Annotated in this window: 13 protein-coding genes; 7 read left to right on the forward strand and 6 right to left on the reverse strand. The window is 71.0% G+C overall.

Going from position 1 to position 14,919, the window contains the following annotated elements; genetic code table 11:
* Positions 1–148 precede the first annotated feature (148 nt).
* From ACLJPL_RS05480 to ACLJPL_RS05495, 4 genes are all read right to left on the reverse strand, one after another.
* Complete coding sequence (locus ACLJPL_RS05480) at positions 149–1,210, reverse strand: helix-turn-helix transcriptional regulator (protein ID WP_411079544.1); 1,062 nt, start codon at positions 1,208–1,210, stop codon at positions 149–151.
* Between the two features lie 93 nt (positions 1,211–1,303).
* On the reverse strand, positions 1,304–2,293 hold the full coding sequence (locus ACLJPL_RS05485) for a LuxR C-terminal-related transcriptional regulator (RefSeq protein WP_411079545.1): 990 nt from the start codon (positions 2,291–2,293) through the stop codon (positions 1,304–1,306).
* Between the two features lie 56 nt (positions 2,294–2,349).
* A complete protein-coding gene (locus ACLJPL_RS05490; protein ID WP_411079546.1) occupies positions 2,350–3,360 on the reverse strand; it encodes a LuxR C-terminal-related transcriptional regulator in 1,011 nt (336 codons plus the stop codon).
* A gap of 180 nt (positions 3,361–3,540) precedes the next feature.
* Positions 3,541–4,545 carry a helix-turn-helix transcriptional regulator gene (locus tag ACLJPL_RS05495; RefSeq protein ID WP_411079547.1) on the reverse strand — a complete coding sequence of 335 codons (1,005 nt, stop codon included), beginning with the start codon at positions 4,543–4,545 and terminating at the stop codon, positions 3,541–3,543.
* A 360-nt stretch (positions 4,546–4,905) separates the two neighbouring features.
* Between ACLJPL_RS05495 and ACLJPL_RS05500 the strand changes: the two genes are divergently transcribed.
* Positions 4,906–5,226: a (2Fe-2S)-binding protein gene (locus tag ACLJPL_RS05500; RefSeq protein ID WP_411079548.1), complete on the forward strand. Its 321-nt coding sequence runs from the start codon at positions 4,906–4,908 to the stop codon at positions 5,224–5,226.
* A 183-nt stretch (positions 5,227–5,409) separates the two neighbouring features.
* On the opposite strand, the gene ACLJPL_RS05505 is transcribed toward ACLJPL_RS05500, so the two are convergent.
* A complete protein-coding gene (locus tag ACLJPL_RS05505) occupies positions 5,410–5,811 on the reverse strand; it encodes a pyridoxamine 5'-phosphate oxidase family protein (RefSeq protein WP_411079549.1) in 402 nt (133 codons plus the stop codon).
* A gap of 262 nt (positions 5,812–6,073) precedes the next feature.
* Here ACLJPL_RS05505 and clpB point away from each other — a divergent pair, with 262 nt between their 5' ends.
* On the forward strand, positions 6,074–8,659 hold the full coding sequence (gene clpB / locus ACLJPL_RS05510) for an ATP-dependent chaperone ClpB (protein ID WP_411079550.1): 2,586 nt from the start codon (positions 6,074–6,076) through the stop codon (positions 8,657–8,659).
* Between the two features lie 158 nt (positions 8,660–8,817).
* Positions 8,818–9,375, forward strand: a complete 558-nt coding sequence (locus ACLJPL_RS05515) for a YbjN domain-containing protein (RefSeq protein WP_411079551.1) — start codon at positions 8,818–8,820, stop codon at positions 9,373–9,375.
* A 66-nt stretch (positions 9,376–9,441) separates the two neighbouring features.
* Here the strand turns inward: ACLJPL_RS05515 and ACLJPL_RS05520 are convergent, their stop codons facing one another.
* Positions 9,442–10,617: a pyridoxal phosphate-dependent aminotransferase gene (locus ACLJPL_RS05520; RefSeq protein ID WP_411079552.1), complete on the reverse strand. Its 1,176-nt coding sequence runs from the start codon at positions 10,615–10,617 to the stop codon at positions 9,442–9,444.
* A 141-nt stretch (positions 10,618–10,758) separates the two neighbouring features.
* On the opposite strand from ACLJPL_RS05520, the gene ACLJPL_RS05525 reads away from it, so the two are divergent.
* The 4 genes from ACLJPL_RS05525 (at position 10,759) to ACLJPL_RS05540 (ending at position 14,880) form a co-directional block, all read left to right on the forward strand.
* Positions 10,759–11,091 carry a hypothetical protein gene (locus ACLJPL_RS05525; protein WP_411079553.1) on the forward strand — a complete coding sequence of 111 codons (333 nt, stop codon included), beginning with the start codon at positions 10,759–10,761 and terminating at the stop codon, positions 11,089–11,091.
* Positions 11,092–11,431: 340 nt separating this feature from the next.
* Positions 11,432–11,953: a DUF2617 family protein gene (locus ACLJPL_RS05530; RefSeq protein ID WP_411079554.1), complete on the forward strand. Its 522-nt coding sequence runs from the start codon at positions 11,432–11,434 to the stop codon at positions 11,951–11,953.
* Positions 11,954–12,078: 125 nt separating this feature from the next.
* Positions 12,079–13,653, forward strand: coding sequence for a polyamine aminopropyltransferase (locus ACLJPL_RS05535; protein ID WP_411079555.1), 1,575 nt, complete (start codon positions 12,079–12,081; stop codon positions 13,651–13,653).
* Between the two features lie 153 nt (positions 13,654–13,806).
* Positions 13,807–14,880 (forward strand): SRPBCC domain-containing protein, encoded by a 1,074-nt coding sequence (locus ACLJPL_RS05540; protein ID WP_411079556.1) that lies wholly within the window; start codon positions 13,807–13,809, stop codon positions 14,878–14,880.
* Positions 14,881–14,919: the final 39 nt, after the last annotated feature.

The raw sequence follows: 14,919 nt of genomic DNA on the forward strand, positions 1-14,919 counted from the left end.
TCCGGTCGTCGCCACGATGCCGGACCCTCGGCGGGTTGGGGACCCTCAACTTGTTGCAGTGCACCTTGTGGAGCGGGGAGCGGGGAGCGGGGCGGTCGGGGCCGGGCGGGGACCGCGGGCCGGCTCGTCAGGGCCCGTGACGGCCCCTTCAGGGCCCGTACTGGTCGGCCCTGGCGATGTTGGACCGGACGAGGAGTGCGCCGAGGTGGGTGCGGCTGGTGGCTCCGAGGGTGTGCATGAGTTTGGCGATGTGGGAGCGGCAGGTGCGGACGCTGATGCCCATCTTGCGGGCGATGACGTCGTCGACGTGGCCTTCGGTGAGGAGGCGGGCGATGCTGTGCTGGACGGCGGTGACCGGGGCGTCGGGCAGTGACGTCTGGAGGGGTTCGCCGAAGGGGGTGGCTCCGGCCCACAGGACGTCGTAGACGTGGGTGAGGTAGCGGACGAGGGCGGGGTGGGCGATGCGGAGGGCCACGTCGCGTTCGGGGGTGGTGGGGATGAACGCGACCCGGTCGAAGATGAAGAGGCGCTCCGCGGTCTGCTCCATGGTGCGGATCTGGAGCCCTTCGTACGGCAGCCGGTCCACGTAGTGCTTCAGGTTCGGGTTGTAGCGCGCGGAGTGCTGGTAGATGTGGCGTACGGATACGCCGCGTTGCAGGGGCGGCAGGGCGCTCTTCCTCGCCTGTTCCAGGAGTTGGGCGGGGCGCTTGCTGCCGGGGTGCAGGGTCATGATGTGTTTCATGGCCCCGCGCCCGGCTTCCTCGATGGAGGACTGGATGGCCGGCTTCCCGCTGATCACGGTGATGGCGGGGTCGGCCGCGTCGGTCGGGCGGCCGACGCCCGAGGCCGGCGGGACGGCCGCCGCCAGCGGGGTCAGGGCGTTGATCAGCGCGGTGGAGGAGGCCAGCCGCTCGGCCAGGTCGCGGGCGAGAGGGCTCAGCAGCTTGGTGAGCACGGTGTTCGCCGGGACGGGAATCAGCCGGCTGTCGTCGTGCGGGTCGGCGTGGAGCAGTTCCAGGCCGAGGAGGCAGGGCGCGGGAGTCAGCTCGGACCTGGGGATCCCGCCCTCTCGGACCGCCGCGGTGTAGAGCCGGACCGCGGGCTCGCAGAGCGCTTCGGCGGTGTGAGGACTGTGCCGGGAACGGGGCGGGCGGTCCGTCCGAGACGCCCGCGGGTGGCCTGTCGTGCCTGATACCGCCTTCGCAGCCATCCCATACCCCCTCTGTCCGTCGATTGTCCTCCTCGACCAGAGGCTAGCCGTGGGCGCGTGGGTGCGGGGCGCGTATCCGGGAGCGCCGCCGGCTCACGTCAGGGGCTCGCACGGGTTCGCCCTGGCGATGTTGGACCGGACGAGGAGTGCGCCGAGGTGGGTGCGGCTGGTGGCTCCGAGGGTGTGCATGAGTTTGGCGATGTGGGAGCGGCAGGTGCGGACGCTGATGCCCATCTTGCGGGCGATGACGTCGTCGACGTGGCCTTCGGTGAGGAGGCGGGCGATGCTGTGCTGGACGGCGGTGACCGGGGCCCCGGGAGTCGTGGTCGGGAGCGGCTCGTTGTACGGGGTCGCCTGCGCCCAGAGGACCTCGTAGACGTGGACCAGGTAGCGGACGAGTGCGGGGTGGCAGATCTGCAGGGCGCCGTCGTCGCCGGGGGCGGCGGGGATGTAGGCGACCCTCCGGTCGAAGACGATCAGCCGGTCGATGGCCTGCTCCATGGTCCGTACTTCCAGGTGGCCCGGGGGCAGTTGGTCCAGATACTGCGTGAAGCGCGGGCTGTAGCGGACGGGGTGCTGGTAGAGGTGGCGCATACGGCCGCCGGCCGCGATGACGGCACGGGCGTTCGTCAGCCCCTGACGCATGTTGTTGACCAGGCGGTTGCCGCCCGGCTGCGCCGTGAGGACCTCGTGCCGGGCCGTGCGGGACGCCTCCGCGAGTGCCGCCACGACGCGCTCGCGCCCCTCGATGACGGTGATCGCGGGATTCGGGGCGTGGTCGGCTATGGCCACCAGCGGCATCAGGGCGTCGACGAGCTCGGCCGCGGCGTCGAGCCGTTCGAAGGCATCGCGGGCGAACGGCTTGAGCAGTCGCGCGAGCGCGGCCGACGCCGGAGCCGGGCGCATCGATCCTTCGTCGTGCGGGTCGGGGTAGACCAGCGCCCGGTGGAGGAGGCACGGCGCCTGGGCGATGTCCGTTCGCGGGATGCCGCCTTCCCGCAGAGCCGTCGAGTAGAGCCTCATGGCCGGCTCGCACAGCCCGGTGGTGGTGTCCATGGTGCCGGCGTCCGGCGTTGTGCACATCTGTTGATCCCCTGGCGGTCTCGGTACGCCCCTCGACGGCGGTTTGACGACAGGCCCTAGTGATCGGCGGCGGGAGGAGAGTGCCCGGACGCCGTCGCCTCCACGATGCCCGATTCGACGAGGAGTGCGCCGAGGTGGGTGCGGCTGGTGGCTCCGAGAGTCTGCATGAGTTTGGCGATGTGGGAGCGGCAGGTGCGGACGCTGATGCCCATCTTGCGGGCGACGACGTCGTCGACGTGGCCTTCGGTGAGCAGGCGGGCGATGCTGCGCTGGACGGCGGTGACCGGGGCGTTGGGTGCGGCCGTGTGATGGTTGTCGGCCAGCGGGACGGCCTGGGCCCAGAGGACTTCGTAGACCTGGATGAGATAGGAGACGAGGGCCGGATGGCTGATGCGCAGCGCGGAGCTGCGGTCGGCGGAGGCGGGGATGTAGGCCACCGACCGGTCGATGATGATCAGCCGTTCGACGGTGAGTTCGGTCGTACGCACCTGAAGGTGCTGGGCCGGCACCTGGGCCAGGTAGTCCCTGACCGAGCTGCTGTAGCGGGCCGGGTGCTGGTAGATGTGCCGGATCCGCGCTCCGCGGGCGATGGCGGTGTGGGCGTTGGCCAGGGCCACTTGCAGGGTGCCGAAAGGGCGGTCGCTGCCGGGTTGGGCCGTCAGGACCTCATCGGTGGCGGTGGTGGTCGCTTCGTTGATGGACGCCTGGATGGTCGCGATTCCCTCGAGCACGGTGATCGCGAGGTTGGGGTTGTCGTGGGCGACGGCCGTCAGGGGTATCAGGGCCTGGCTCAAGGAGGCGGCCAGGCGAAGCCGTTCGTCGATCTCCCGGGACACCGGCTGCAACAGGTTGGCCAGGGCGGCGGACGGCGGCACGGGACGCATCCACGCGTCGTCCCACGGGTCGGGGTGGAGCAGGGCCAGCTCGATGAGGCAGGGGGCGGCGGTGAGCTCGGCTCGCGCCACGCGTCCCGCGTGCAAAGCCACTTCGTACAGCTGGAGCGCCGCGTCGCACAACTCGGTTCCTCCGTGCGGACGATGTCCCAATCTGCCTTCATCGGTGACCATTTGGGATCCCCCTGCTTTGTGCAGTGCAACAAGTGGACGGTGGTGCCAGAGTAGTTGTGGGGGGAGTGTTGACCTGTCGGGAGAGCCGGGAACTCTCCCGGCACAACCTGGGCGTTGGCTGTGCTCTCCCCCATTGCGCAGTCACGCCCGGGTTACCGCACGGGGGGACCGATCGCACGGTCAGGATCCTGATTCCAGGATTCCTGACCGTGCGATCAGATAACCGAGTTGAGCCCGGCTGTTGCTGCCGAGCGCGACGCTGAGTTTGGCTATGTGGGAGCGGCAGGTGCGTACGTTCATGCCGAGGCGGCGGGCGATGGCCTCATCGACATGGCCCTCGACCAGCAGTTTGGCGATGGAGTGGCGTACACCGGAGATTCCCTCCGGCCCGGGGTCGTAAGGAATCTGCTCCTGGAGCGGGACCGCTCGTCGCCAGAACTGCTCGAATACCTTGGCGAGGTACTTGACGATGGCCGGGTGCCGCAGTTCGAGAGCGACTTTTCGGTCGTCCGTGGCTGGAATGAACGCAACGGTGTGGTCGAAGATCATGAGGCGTTCCACGAGTTCCTCGAGGGTCCGGATCTCCATTTTGCTTTCCGCCATGCGGGCCGCGTAGTTGAGAGTCCCGTGACTGTGGCGGGCGGTGTGCTGATACAGGGTGCGCATTGACACCCCCCGCTGCATGAGCATGTTGCCGCGTTCCATGGCCATGTTCAGGGTGTCCTCACTGCGTCCGCCTCCCGGCTGAATCGTGAGGACCTCGGTGTGGCACTCGGCCATGGCGAGCTTTATGGAGGCGTTGATCCGGTCGATCCCTTCGAGCACTGTGATCGCGTGGTTGATCGGCGGCGTCTGGGCGCTGACGGCCATGAAGGGTTCGAACGCCTTGGTGAGTTCGATCGAGAGGCGCCGGCGCTCCTGTATCTCGCGCTCGATGGGGTGGAGCCGCTGCGTGAGCGCCGCGAACGCCGGCACGGGCCGCAGCCAGGTGGGGTCGCCCGGGTCGGGGTGCAGCAGGGCGAATTCCAGCAGGCAGGGAGCGGCTTCCGCCTCGTCGCGAGCTATCTTCCCCACGCTCAGCGCACTGGCGTAGAGCCGCGCCCCCTCGTCGCACAAAGTGCTGACAGAGTGGGGATGTGTCGCTTTTTTCCCATCCGTGGTCAATTCTCCACCCCCCAGGAACATGCATCAGCAGGAACATGATGCATCGTTTCTGTGGTTTGACGTGCCTTGATGGGCCATCGTCTTGTGGTGCGGGGGAGAGGAAACCTTGGAAGTAAGGACGAAGCGGACTATGGGTAAGAAAATGCTTCGCTCGGTGCTTGCGGTGGCCTTCTCCGCCGGGCTCGCGTTCGGGGCGTTCGGTGCCTCGGAACAGATCCGAGACGACACACCTCATCAGGCAGCCCAAGCTTGGTCGAAGGCGGCCAAGCCGGGTGACGTCGTCTGGGACTCGGCTCCCACAGGGCAGGCAGGGGCGCGTCAAGCGACGGCGCATCCCACCGACAGGGCGTGGGACTTCGCCCCGACCGAAAAGGACCGCGCATGACCACGCCGCCGGACGACCGCACCTTCCGGCGCGAGATGGCAACCGCCTATCGCTCAGGGTGGCATTTCATCGATCTGCTCACGGCACTGACCCGCCGTGGCGACTCGTTGATGGTCACCCTGTTCGGAGAGCCGATCGTCGTCGTGATGGAAGAGGACGACGACGTCCGCGCCTATCGCTGCCTCCGGCGTCCCCGGGGCGCGCCGCAGCCGGTCCGCTGCGCCGTCCGTTACGGGATGATCTTCGTCAACCTCGACCAGCGGGACCACGAGCTGTTCGACGCAGAACCCCTTTCCGCCACCCCCCGCAGTGCCTGAGCGATTCCCCCGTCGTCACCTGTCGCTCCGGCACTTCCCCCACACAGCGGCGCCACCGTGACCTGAACACGGTGGCGCCGTTGTGCTGTCCTGGTCCGGGACCGTCGCGCCGCCCCGGCCGCAGACCCGGTCGGGCCCGCCCCGGCCCGGGCCCGCCCCAGTCCGCCCCGGCCGCAGGCCCGGTCAGGCCCTGCCGAGCGCCCGGTCGAGGGCGATCTCGATGACCACCCGGTCCGGGTTGGGCTGCGGCGTGCGCTCGTAGCGCTCCGCGTAGCGGCTCACCGCGTCCGCGACGACCTCCGGCTCCGTACGGATGGTCGCGCGTCCCTCCAGCGTCGCCCAGCGGGCCCGGTGCATCTGGCAGACGGCGACCCGCGCCCCCTCCGGGCCCGCGGCCAGGATGTTGGCGACCTTGCGGCTGCCCTTGTTGGTGATGACGCGCGCCACCCCGGCCTCCGGGTCGTACGTCACGCCCACCGGCACCACGTGGGGCGTGCCGTCCGGGCGGAGCGTCGTCAGGGTGCAGAGGTGGTATTCGCGCCAGAACGCGAGGTACTCGGGGCTGGGGTTGCGTACGTCTGCCATGGGTGAAGCGTAGGCGGCGGCGCGCCGGTGCGGTGGCGGACGGTCGCGGTGGCCGGTTCACTCGGTACGGGGGGCGTCACTCTGCCGGTACGGAGGGTGCGTCGCCCTGCCGGTACGGGGGCCGGGCCCTGCCGGTCCGGGGGCCGGAGCCGTGAAACAGCGGCTGAAAACGGCTGCCGCGCGGCCTTGAGTGGAATAGACTCAACTTTGTGCACGTTGAGCACATCAAGGAACCCCCAGCAGCGAGGAGGAGCAAGCACACGTGGACGCCGAGCTGACCAACAAGAGCCGGGACGCCATCAACGCGGCCACCGACAGGGCCGTGAAGGACGGGCACCCCGACCTCACCCCCGGGCATCTGCTGCTCGCGCTCCTGGCGGGTGAGGACAACGAGAACATCACCGACCTGCTCGCCGCCGTCGAGGCCGATCAGGCCACGGTGCGCGCCGAGACCGAGAAGCTGCTCGGGGCCCTGCCCAGCGTGACCGGCTCCACCGTCGCCCCGCCGCAGCCCAACCGTGAGCTGCTGGCCGTCATCCAGGACGCGGCGCGGCGGGCCAAGGAGCTGGGCGACGAGTACCTCTCCACCGAGCACCTGCTCATCGGCGTCGCGGCCAAGGGCGGGCGTGCCGGTGAGATCCTCGACGGGCAGGGGGCCAGTGCCAAGAAGCTGCTGGCGGCATTCGAGACGAGCAGGGGAGGGCGTCGCGTGACCACACCCGACCCGGAGGGCCAGTACAAGGCCCTGGAGAAGTTCGGCACCGACTTCACGGCCGCCGCGCGCGAAGGGAAGCTGGACCCGGTCATCGGCCGGGACCAGGAGATCCGCCGCGTCGTGCAGGTGCTGTCGCGCCGGACGAAGAACAACCCGGTGCTCATCGGTGAGCCCGGCGTCGGCAAGACCGCCGTCGTCGAGGGGCTCGCCCAGCGCATCGTCAAGGGCGACGTCCCCGAGAGCCTGAAGAACAAGCGGCTGGTCTCGCTCGACCTCGGCGCGATGGTCGCGGGCGCGAAGTACCGCGGCGAGTTCGAGGAGCGCCTCAAGACCGTCCTCTCCGAGATCAAGGAGAGCGACGGCCAGATCATCACCTTCATCGACGAGCTGCACACCGTCGTCGGCGCCGGCGCGGGCGGCGACTCCGCCATGGACGCGGGCAACATGCTCAAGCCGATGCTGGCCCGCGGCGAGCTGCGGATGGTCGGCGCGACCACCCTCGACGAGTACCGCGAGCGCATCGAGAAGGACCCGGCGCTGGAGCGCCGCTTCCAGCAGGTGCTGGTGGCGGAGCCGTCCGTCGAGGACACCATCGCGATCCTGCGCGGTCTCAAGGGCCGTTACGAGGCCCACCACAAGGTCCAGATCGCGGACTCGGCGCTGGTCGCGGCGGCCACCCTCTCCGACCGCTACATCACCTCCCGCTTCCTCCCCGACAAGGCCATCGACCTGGTCGACGAGGCCGCCTCCCGGCTCCGTATGGAGATCGACTCCTCACCCCTGGAGATCGACGAACTCCAGCGCTCCGTCGACCGGTTGCGCATGGAGGAGCTGGCCCTGAAGAACGAGTCCGACGCCGCCTCCAAGCAGCGCCTGGAGAAGCTGCGCCGCGACCTCGCCGACAAGGAGGAGGAGCTGCGCGGCCTCAACGCCCGCTGGGAGAAGGAAAAGCAGGGCCTCAACCGGGTCGGTGAGCTCAAGGAGCGCCTGGACGAACTGCGCGGCCAGGCCGAACGAGCGCAACGCGACGGGGACTTCGACGCCGCCTCCAAGCTGCTGTACGGGGAGATCCCGGGCCTGGAGCGGGAGTTGGAGGAGGCCGCCGAGGCGGAGCAGGAAGCCTCCAAGGACACCATGGTCAAGGAGGAGGTCGGCCCGGACGACATCGCGGACGTCGTCGGCGCGTGGACCGGCATCCCGGCCGGCCGGCTGCTGGAGGGCGAGACGCAGAAGCTGCTGCGGATGGAGGACGAGCTCGGCAAGCGGCTGATCGGGCAGAGCGAGGCCGTGCGGGCCGTCTCCGACGCCGTACGCCGTACGCGCGCCGGGATCGCCGACCCCGACCGGCCCACCGGGTCGTTCCTCTTCCTCGGGCCCACCGGCGTCGGCAAGACCGAGCTGGCCAAGGCGCTGGCGGACTTCCTCTTCGACGACGAGCGGGCCATGATCCGCATCGACATGAGCGAGTACGGCGAGAAGCACAGCGTCGCCCGCCTCGTCGGCGCGCCGCCCGGTTACGTCGGCTACGAGGAGGGCGGCCAGCTCACCGAGGCCGTCCGCCGCCGCCCGTACAGCGTCGTCCTCCTGGATGAGGTGGAGAAGGCCCACCCCGAGGTCTTCGACATCCTGCTCCAGGTCCTCGACGACGGCCGGCTCACCGACGGCCAGGGCCGCACGGTCGACTTCCGCAACACCATCCTCATCCTCACCTCCAACCTCGGCAGCCAGTTCCTGATGGACCCCCTGGTCAAGCCCGAGGTCAAGAAGGAACAGGTGCTGGAGACGGTGCGGGCCTCCTTCAAGCCGGAGTTCATCAACCGGCTCGACGACCTGGTGGTCTTCTCGGCCCTGTCCGGCGACGAGCTCGCGCATATCGCGAAGCTCCAGGTCGACCGGCTCGCGGCCCGGCTGGCCGACCGGCGGCTCACCCTCGACGTCACCCCCGAGGCGCTGGCCTGGCTCGCGGAGGAGGGCAACGACCCGGCGTACGGGGCGCGCCCGCTGCGCCGCCTCATCCAAACGGCGATCGGCGACCGGCTCGCCAAGGAGATCCTGTCCGGCGAGATCAGGGACGGCGACACCGTACGGGTGGACCGGGGCGAGGACGGGCTCCTCGTCGGCCCCGCCTCGTAACAGCGGGACGTTTTCCGTCACACGCTGTGGGCAAACGCCCTGCGGCCCCCGTCCTGGCGAGCCGCGTGTCAGCTTGTGGCGGATAGGGGCCGCCCGGGCTTGCCATGCCCCGCCCGCCATGGGGGAGGATGGCCGCAACCGCACGAAGGGAAATAACGGTGAGCATCGATCCGTCCTCGATTCCTAATTTCGGGGGCCAGCCCGAACCGCAGGCGGCAGGACCGGAGGGCCCCGTCGTCCCTGACCAGGACCTCGTCAAGCAGCTCCTCGACCAGATGGAGCTGAAGTACGTCGTCGACGACGAGGGCGACCTCGCGGCTCCGTGGGAAGAGTTCCGGACGTACTTCATGTTCCGGGGCGAGGACGAGCAGCAGGTCTTCTCGGTCCGTACGTTCTACGACCGCCCGCACGCGCTCGACCAGCGTCCCGTCCTCCTGGACGCCATCGACGACTGGAACCGCCGCACCCTGTGGCCCAAGGTCTACACCCACGCCCACGCCCACGAGGGCGAGGACGGCGAGGAGGGTTCCGTCCGGCTGATCGGTGAGGCGCAGATGCTCATCGGCACCGGCGTCAGCCTGGAGCACTTCGTCTCCTCGACGGTCAGCTGGGTGCGCGCCTCGATCGAGTTCGACAAGTGGCTCCTGGAGCACCTGGGCCTCGCGCCCGCCGAGGACAAGACGGACGCCGAGGGCACGGAGTCCCCGGGGGCCTGACCTCCCGAACCACGGCAGCGGCCCGGGCGGCGGTCACCACGACCACCGCCCGGGCCGCCGTCGCGTTCAGCCCAGCCGCCGCAGCCGCTCCACCGCCTCCTCCAGCACGTCCTCCCGCTTGCAGAACGTGAAGCGGACCTGGCTGCGGCCCGCCTCCGGGTCGTCGTAGAAGACCGAGTTCGGTACGGCGGCGACGCCGCAGCGTTCGGGGAGCGCGCGGCAGAAGGCGTACGCGTCCTCCGTCCCGAACGGGGAGATGTCGGTGGTGACGAAGTACGTGCCCTGCGGCTCGTAGACCCGGAATCCCGCGCTCCGCAGGCCCTCCGCGAGGAGGTCGCGCTTGCGGCGCATGGACTCGCGGAACTCCGTGAAGAACGTGTCGGGCAGCTGGAGCGCCTCCGCGATCGCGTACTGGAACGGGCCCCCGCTCACGAACGTCAGGTACTGCTTCGCCGAGCGCACGGCGGTCACCAGCGGCTCGGCGGCCGTCACCCAGCCGATCTTCCAGCCGGTGTACGAGTACGTCTTGCCGGCCGACGAGATGGAGACCGTCCGTTCGCGCATCCCGGGGAGGGCGGCGATCGGGTGGTGGGCCCCCTCGAACACGAGGTGCTCGTACACCTCGTCGGTGACGACCAGCAGATCGTGCTCCACCGCCAGGGCGGCGATCCGGCTCAGCTCCTCGGGGGTGAGCACCGCGCCGGTCGGGTTGTGCGGTGAGTTGAGCAGCAGCAGGCGGGTGCGCGGGGTGATCAGGGCGCGCAGTTCGTCGAGGTCCGGGCGGAAGGAGGGGGCGCGGAGGGTGAGGGGGACGCGGACGCCGCCCGCCAGGGCGATGCACGCGGCGTACGAGTCGTAGTACGGCTCGAACGCGATGACCTCGTCGCCCGGCTCCACCAGGGCGAGCAGGGCGGCGGCGATCGCCTCGGTGGCCCCGGTGGTGACCAGGACCTCGGTGTCGGGGGACCAGGTCAGGCCGTAGAAGCGCTGCTGGTGGTCGGCGACGGCGGTGCGCAGTTCCGGGACGCCGGGGCCCGGCGGGTACTGGTTGCCGTGGCCGGCGCGCAGCGCCCGGACCGCCGCCTCCCGGATCTCCTCGGGGCCGTCGGTGTCGGGGAAGCCCTGGCCGAGGTTGATCGAGCCGGTCCGCGCGGCCAGCGCGGACATCTCCGCGAAGATCGTCGTGCCGAATCCGGCAAGGCGGCGGTTGAGCAGCGGTCGTCCCTGTCGTCCCTGTGTCATGCGCGCCATCCTGTGCCCAAGCTCTGGAGTTGCTCAAGTCTGCTTTGGCCCGCCTGCGGGGAGGGGATCCCTCTGGCACGGAGCAAGCCGGGAAGCGACGGGGGAACCGCGCTTCGGGGGAACAGAAGGTGGGTGAGGGGCATGGACGTTCTCGTCACGGTGCTGATCGCTGCGGGGATCCTGGTCGTTCTGGTGGTGTTCCTGGTGCGGTTGAGCAGCGTCAAGAAGGCGCCGGCACCCGTCCGGTCGAGCGTCGGCCGAGCGCCGGCGTCCGCCCTGTCGCGCGCCGAACGCCGCCGCCGGTCCTCCGCGAACGGGGAAGTGGTGGATCTCGGCTGGTGGGCGAGCGGCGGGGGCTCGTCGCACGGCGGGGACTCCGGCGGCCACTCGGGTGGACATGCGTGCGGAGGCGGCTCGTCCTCCTCGTCCTCCTCCTGCGGCGGTGGCGGCGGCGGGTGCGGCGGGGGCAGTTGAGCGGACAGCTACGCCGTCACCGACAGTGACGTGATCCCCGGCCAGTGGGCCGAACGACGCCCGGAGGGTGAACTCCCTCCGGGCGTCGTGTCGTTGAGCCACGCAGACCGAAACTCTTGAACAGTTGAACCGGGCTGCCCCCGAGGGGATGGAAACCACGTCAAGTTGGGTAAAAACGCTGCGAGTGCGGCGTACTTCGTGATTCCCTCGTTGCAGAGAACATTCAGCCCTCGGACCCCAGTTGGACCAGATCGGGCGCTCCCCTCCTCCCACGCGCATGTTCCGGGGGCGTCCGCTGCTCATGCGTCCATGTGTCCACGCGTGTTTGCGGAGCCGACCCATGCTCACCACCCTCCAGACGGCCTATTCCGACACCCGCGCCGCCGACCTGGCCTGGACGCTGGGGCGGGAGCCGCTCCCCGCCCTCGCCGCCCTCGATCTCCAGCTCGGCGGCGCCGAACTCCAGTTGAGACTGCTCGGCGCCTCCCACCAGGTCCTCCTCCAGGAGGACGGCCGCACCTGCTCCGAGACGGTCGCCTGCATGCCCGGCAGCAGCACGCCCCTGCCCCTCGGCGTCGCGAAGCGGCTCGGGGACTGGGAGTACGAGTTCGCCGCGCGCGTCGAGACCCTGACCCAGGGCCAGTTCGCCGGCCGGGCGCAGGAGCTGCTCGCACTCGTGAGCGATCACCCGCACGGACTGGCGGGCACCTTCCCCGGCAGCCCGTACGCCTTCACCGCCCTGCTCGCCCAGCGCATCGAGGGCCAGGTGCGGTGGCGGACCTGGCACGCGTACCCGCAGGAAGGGCAGTTGGTGGTGACCCGGACCCGGGTGGGGGTGCGGATTCCCGCACCGGTGCTCTGAAGTGCTCTGAGGGGTGCGGATTCCCGTGCGGGCGCTCCGGCGAGGTGCGCGACGCTTCTCGGTCGCCCCACTTGCACCCGTGTGGGTGACAAGCGGCGACGGGGCAGTGACGTAGCGTTCGCAGCATGATCGACCAGCAGGTGTCGCTGCGAGGGGGCGCGGCGCCGCTCCCCGTGCGGCCGAGGACCGGCCGGTTCCTCGTGCTGGCCGCCGTCTTCGTCTGCGCGGCCTGCGGTCTGGTGTACGAACTCGAACTGGTGGCGCTCGCCTCCTACTTGATCGGCGACTCGGTCACCCAGGCGTCCGTCGTGCTCTCGGTGATGGTGTTCGCGATGGGCATCGGCTCCCTTCTCGCGAAACGTTTACGCTGCCACGCCGCAGTCGGGTTCGGACTGATCGAGGCGGCCCTCGCGCTCATCGGCGGCTCCTCGGCGCTCGTGCTGTACGCGTCGTTCGCCTGGCTCGGCGAGTCGCGCCACGCCCTGGTCGGGTTCTCGCTGGCCATCGGGGTGCTGATCGGTGCGGAGATCCCGCTGCTGATGACGCTGATCCAACGCGTCGACCGGCAGGACGCGGGCGGGGCCGTCGCCGATCTCTTCGCCGCCGACTACGTGGGCGCGCTCGTCGGCGGGCTGGCCTTTCCCTTCCTCCTGCTGCCGATGCTGGGGCAGCTCACGGGCGCGCTGTTCACCGGAGCGGTCAACGCGGCGGCGGGCGGGGCGCTGGTCCTGTGGGTGTTCCGGCACGACCTCACGTCCCGGTCCCGGTGGCTCCTGGTCCTGGCCAACCTCTCGGTGATCGCGGTCCTGGGCACCGCCACGGCGCTGGTCGACGACTTCGAGGAGGCGGCGCGGCGGGCGGTCTACGGGGACCAGGTGCGGGTCGCCGTGCAGACCGGGGTGCAGGAGGTCGTCCTGACCGGGGCCGACCGCGATTCGCTCGACCTCTATCTGGGCGGGCGGCTGCGGGTCAGCGCCCGCGACGAGTACCGCTACCACGAGGCGCTGGTACACCCGGCGATGAACGGGCCCCGCGCCCGCGTGCTCATCCTGGGCGGCGGCGACGGGCTCGCCGCCCGCGAGGTGCTCCGCTACCGGGACGTCCGCACGGTCACCGTCGTCGACATCGACCCCGCCGTCACCCGGCTGGCCCGCACCGACCCCGCCCTCTCCGAGCTCAACGGGCACGCCTACCGCGACCCGCGCCTCACGGCGGTCGGCGCGGACCCCTTCACCTGGCTCCGGGCCGACCACCACCGCTACGACGTGGTGATCTCCGACCTGCCGGACCCGGGGATCACGGCCAGCACGAAGCTGTACGCCGCCGAGTTCTACGGGCTGATCGCCGAGGCCCTGGCGCCGGACGGGCGGCTGGCGGTGCACGCGGGCCCGCTGGCGACCAGGCCCCGGACCTTCTGGACGGTGGAGTCCTCGGTACGGGCGGGGGGCTTCGCGACCCGCCCGTACCGCATCCCGGGCCGGGACCGGGAGGGCGGCGCGGGCCGGTCGCCGGAGGACTGGGGGTTCCTCCTCGCCGGGGCGCGGCCGGTGGGGGACCCGGAGCTGGGCGCGGGGACGCCCGTGCCGCGCTCGCTGGGGGAGGGGGAGCTGCGCGAGGGGGCCCGGGCGGCGGACCGGCTGCGGCTGCCGGGGCAGGCCCCGTCCACGCTGATCCACCCGCGCTACTGGGAGGAGGCGTGAGGAGCCCCCCGAGTGCCTCGCGCCGTGGCGGGGCGGGGGAGGAGGCCGAGCGGAGAGGGGAGGGGAGGCCGGGCAGGGCGCGGGGCGGGGAGGCGCGGGTCGGGCGTGGGGAAGCCCTGACGTTCGGGCCGGGGGCGATTAGGCTCGGTCGGTATGGAGCATCAGGTGTTCGTTCCGGTCCCGGTCCCGGCCCTGCGGCGCACGCTGGGCGACCCCGCCCGTGTCGCCCGCTGCGTACCGGGCCTCCAGCAGGACGCCGACGCGTCGGCGTCGCCCCTGGCGGGCCGGCTGAAGTTCCGGGCCGGCGGCCACACCATCACGTACCGGGGTGAGCTGAAGCTCTCCGGCAGCGGTCCCGACAGCGGGCACGACCGCTTCTCCGTGACCGGGGAGGGCGTCGCGGCCCGGGGGACGGGTGCGGTGAAGCTGACTCTGACGATCGGCCTCACGGCGACGGACGGCGGGACGACCCTCGCGTACAGCGGTACGGCGAGCGGCGACGGTCGGCTGGCCGAACTGGAGAAGGGCGCGGCGCTCGCGGCCGCCCAACGGCTGCTGGACCGCTTCACCCAGCAGCTCGTGACGGAGACGCTGGCCGCGCACGAGGACGCCACCGCGACCGATGTGAGTGCCGAGGGGCTGGCGGGGGACGTCGAGGAGCCGGCGGACGACGCTCCGGGCGGGGAAGGGGCTTCCGCCGGTACGGATTCCGGTGCCGATGCGAAAGCCGGTGCCGGTGCCGATACGGACTCCAGCGCCGGTACGGATTCCCGTGCTGGTACGGAAGCCGGCGCCGGTACGGATTCCCGTGCTGGTACGAAAGCCGGTGCCGGTACGGATTCCGGTGCCGGTACGAAAGCTGGTGCCGGTGCCGATGGCGAACCCGCCGATCCGGCCGAGCCCGCCGACCCGACCGGGTCTGCCGAACCCGCCGAGCCCGCCTCCGTATACGACTCGCCCGTTCCCCCGCCCGCGCTCGACCCCGTCGCCGGAGTGGAGTTCGCCGTCCCGGACGAGCCGCCCGCCGAGGCCGCGCACGCCCGCCGCACCATGATCGGCCGCAGCGCGGAGGAGGTCGACCACGCGCCCCCGCGCGGCCGGTACGCCCCCGTGCCCTCGCCGGAGGCGGGCGGTGCGGGCACCGCCCTGCGCTGGGTCGCCCCGGCGGCCGCCCTCGCGCTCGCCTCGGCCGTGGTGCTGGGCCGGGCGTTGCGGCGGCGCAGGTAAGGGCCCGATCCGGCCGTACCGGCAGGACACCCCCGTGGG

Source organism: Streptomyces sp. cmx-18-6, from assembly GCF_046548915.1.
GTDB lineage: Bacteria > Actinomycetota > Actinomycetes > Streptomycetales > Streptomycetaceae > Streptomyces.

What these genes read in the sequence shown, in the direction of transcription:
- ACLJPL_RS05495 (WP_411079547.1), bottom strand. Translation starts at nt 4,545, where the DNA reads ATGTTCCTGGGGGGTGGAGAATTGACCACGGATGGGAAAAAAGCGACA.
- ACLJPL_RS05530 (WP_411079554.1), top strand. Translation starts at nt 11,432, where the DNA reads ATGCTCACCACCCTCCAGACGGCCTATTCCGACACCCGCGCCGCCGAC.
- ACLJPL_RS05505 (WP_411079549.1), bottom strand. Translation starts at nt 5,811, where the DNA reads ATGGCAGACGTACGCAACCCCAGCCCCGAGTACCTCGCGTTCTGGCGC.
- ACLJPL_RS05535 (WP_411079555.1), top strand. Translation starts at nt 12,079, where the DNA reads ATGATCGACCAGCAGGTGTCGCTGCGAGGGGGCGCGGCGCCGCTCCCC.
- ACLJPL_RS05500 (WP_411079548.1), top strand. Translation starts at nt 4,906, where the DNA reads ATGACCACGCCGCCGGACGACCGCACCTTCCGGCGCGAGATGGCAACC.
- ACLJPL_RS05525 (WP_411079553.1), top strand. Translation starts at nt 10,759, where the DNA reads ATGGACGTTCTCGTCACGGTGCTGATCGCTGCGGGGATCCTGGTCGTT.
- ACLJPL_RS05485 (WP_411079545.1), bottom strand. Translation starts at nt 2,293, where the DNA reads ATGTGCACAACGCCGGACGCCGGCACCATGGACACCACCACCGGGCTG.
- ACLJPL_RS05540 (WP_411079556.1), top strand. Translation starts at nt 13,807, where the DNA reads ATGGAGCATCAGGTGTTCGTTCCGGTCCCGGTCCCGGCCCTGCGGCGC.
- ACLJPL_RS05490 (WP_411079546.1), bottom strand. Translation starts at nt 3,360, where the DNA reads ATGGTCACCGATGAAGGCAGATTGGGACATCGTCCGCACGGAGGAACC.
- ACLJPL_RS05520 (WP_411079552.1), bottom strand. Translation starts at nt 10,617, where the DNA reads ATGACACAGGGACGACAGGGACGACCGCTGCTCAACCGCCGCCTTGCC.
- ACLJPL_RS05480 (WP_411079544.1), bottom strand. Translation starts at nt 1,210, where the DNA reads ATGGCTGCGAAGGCGGTATCAGGCACGACAGGCCACCCGCGGGCGTCT.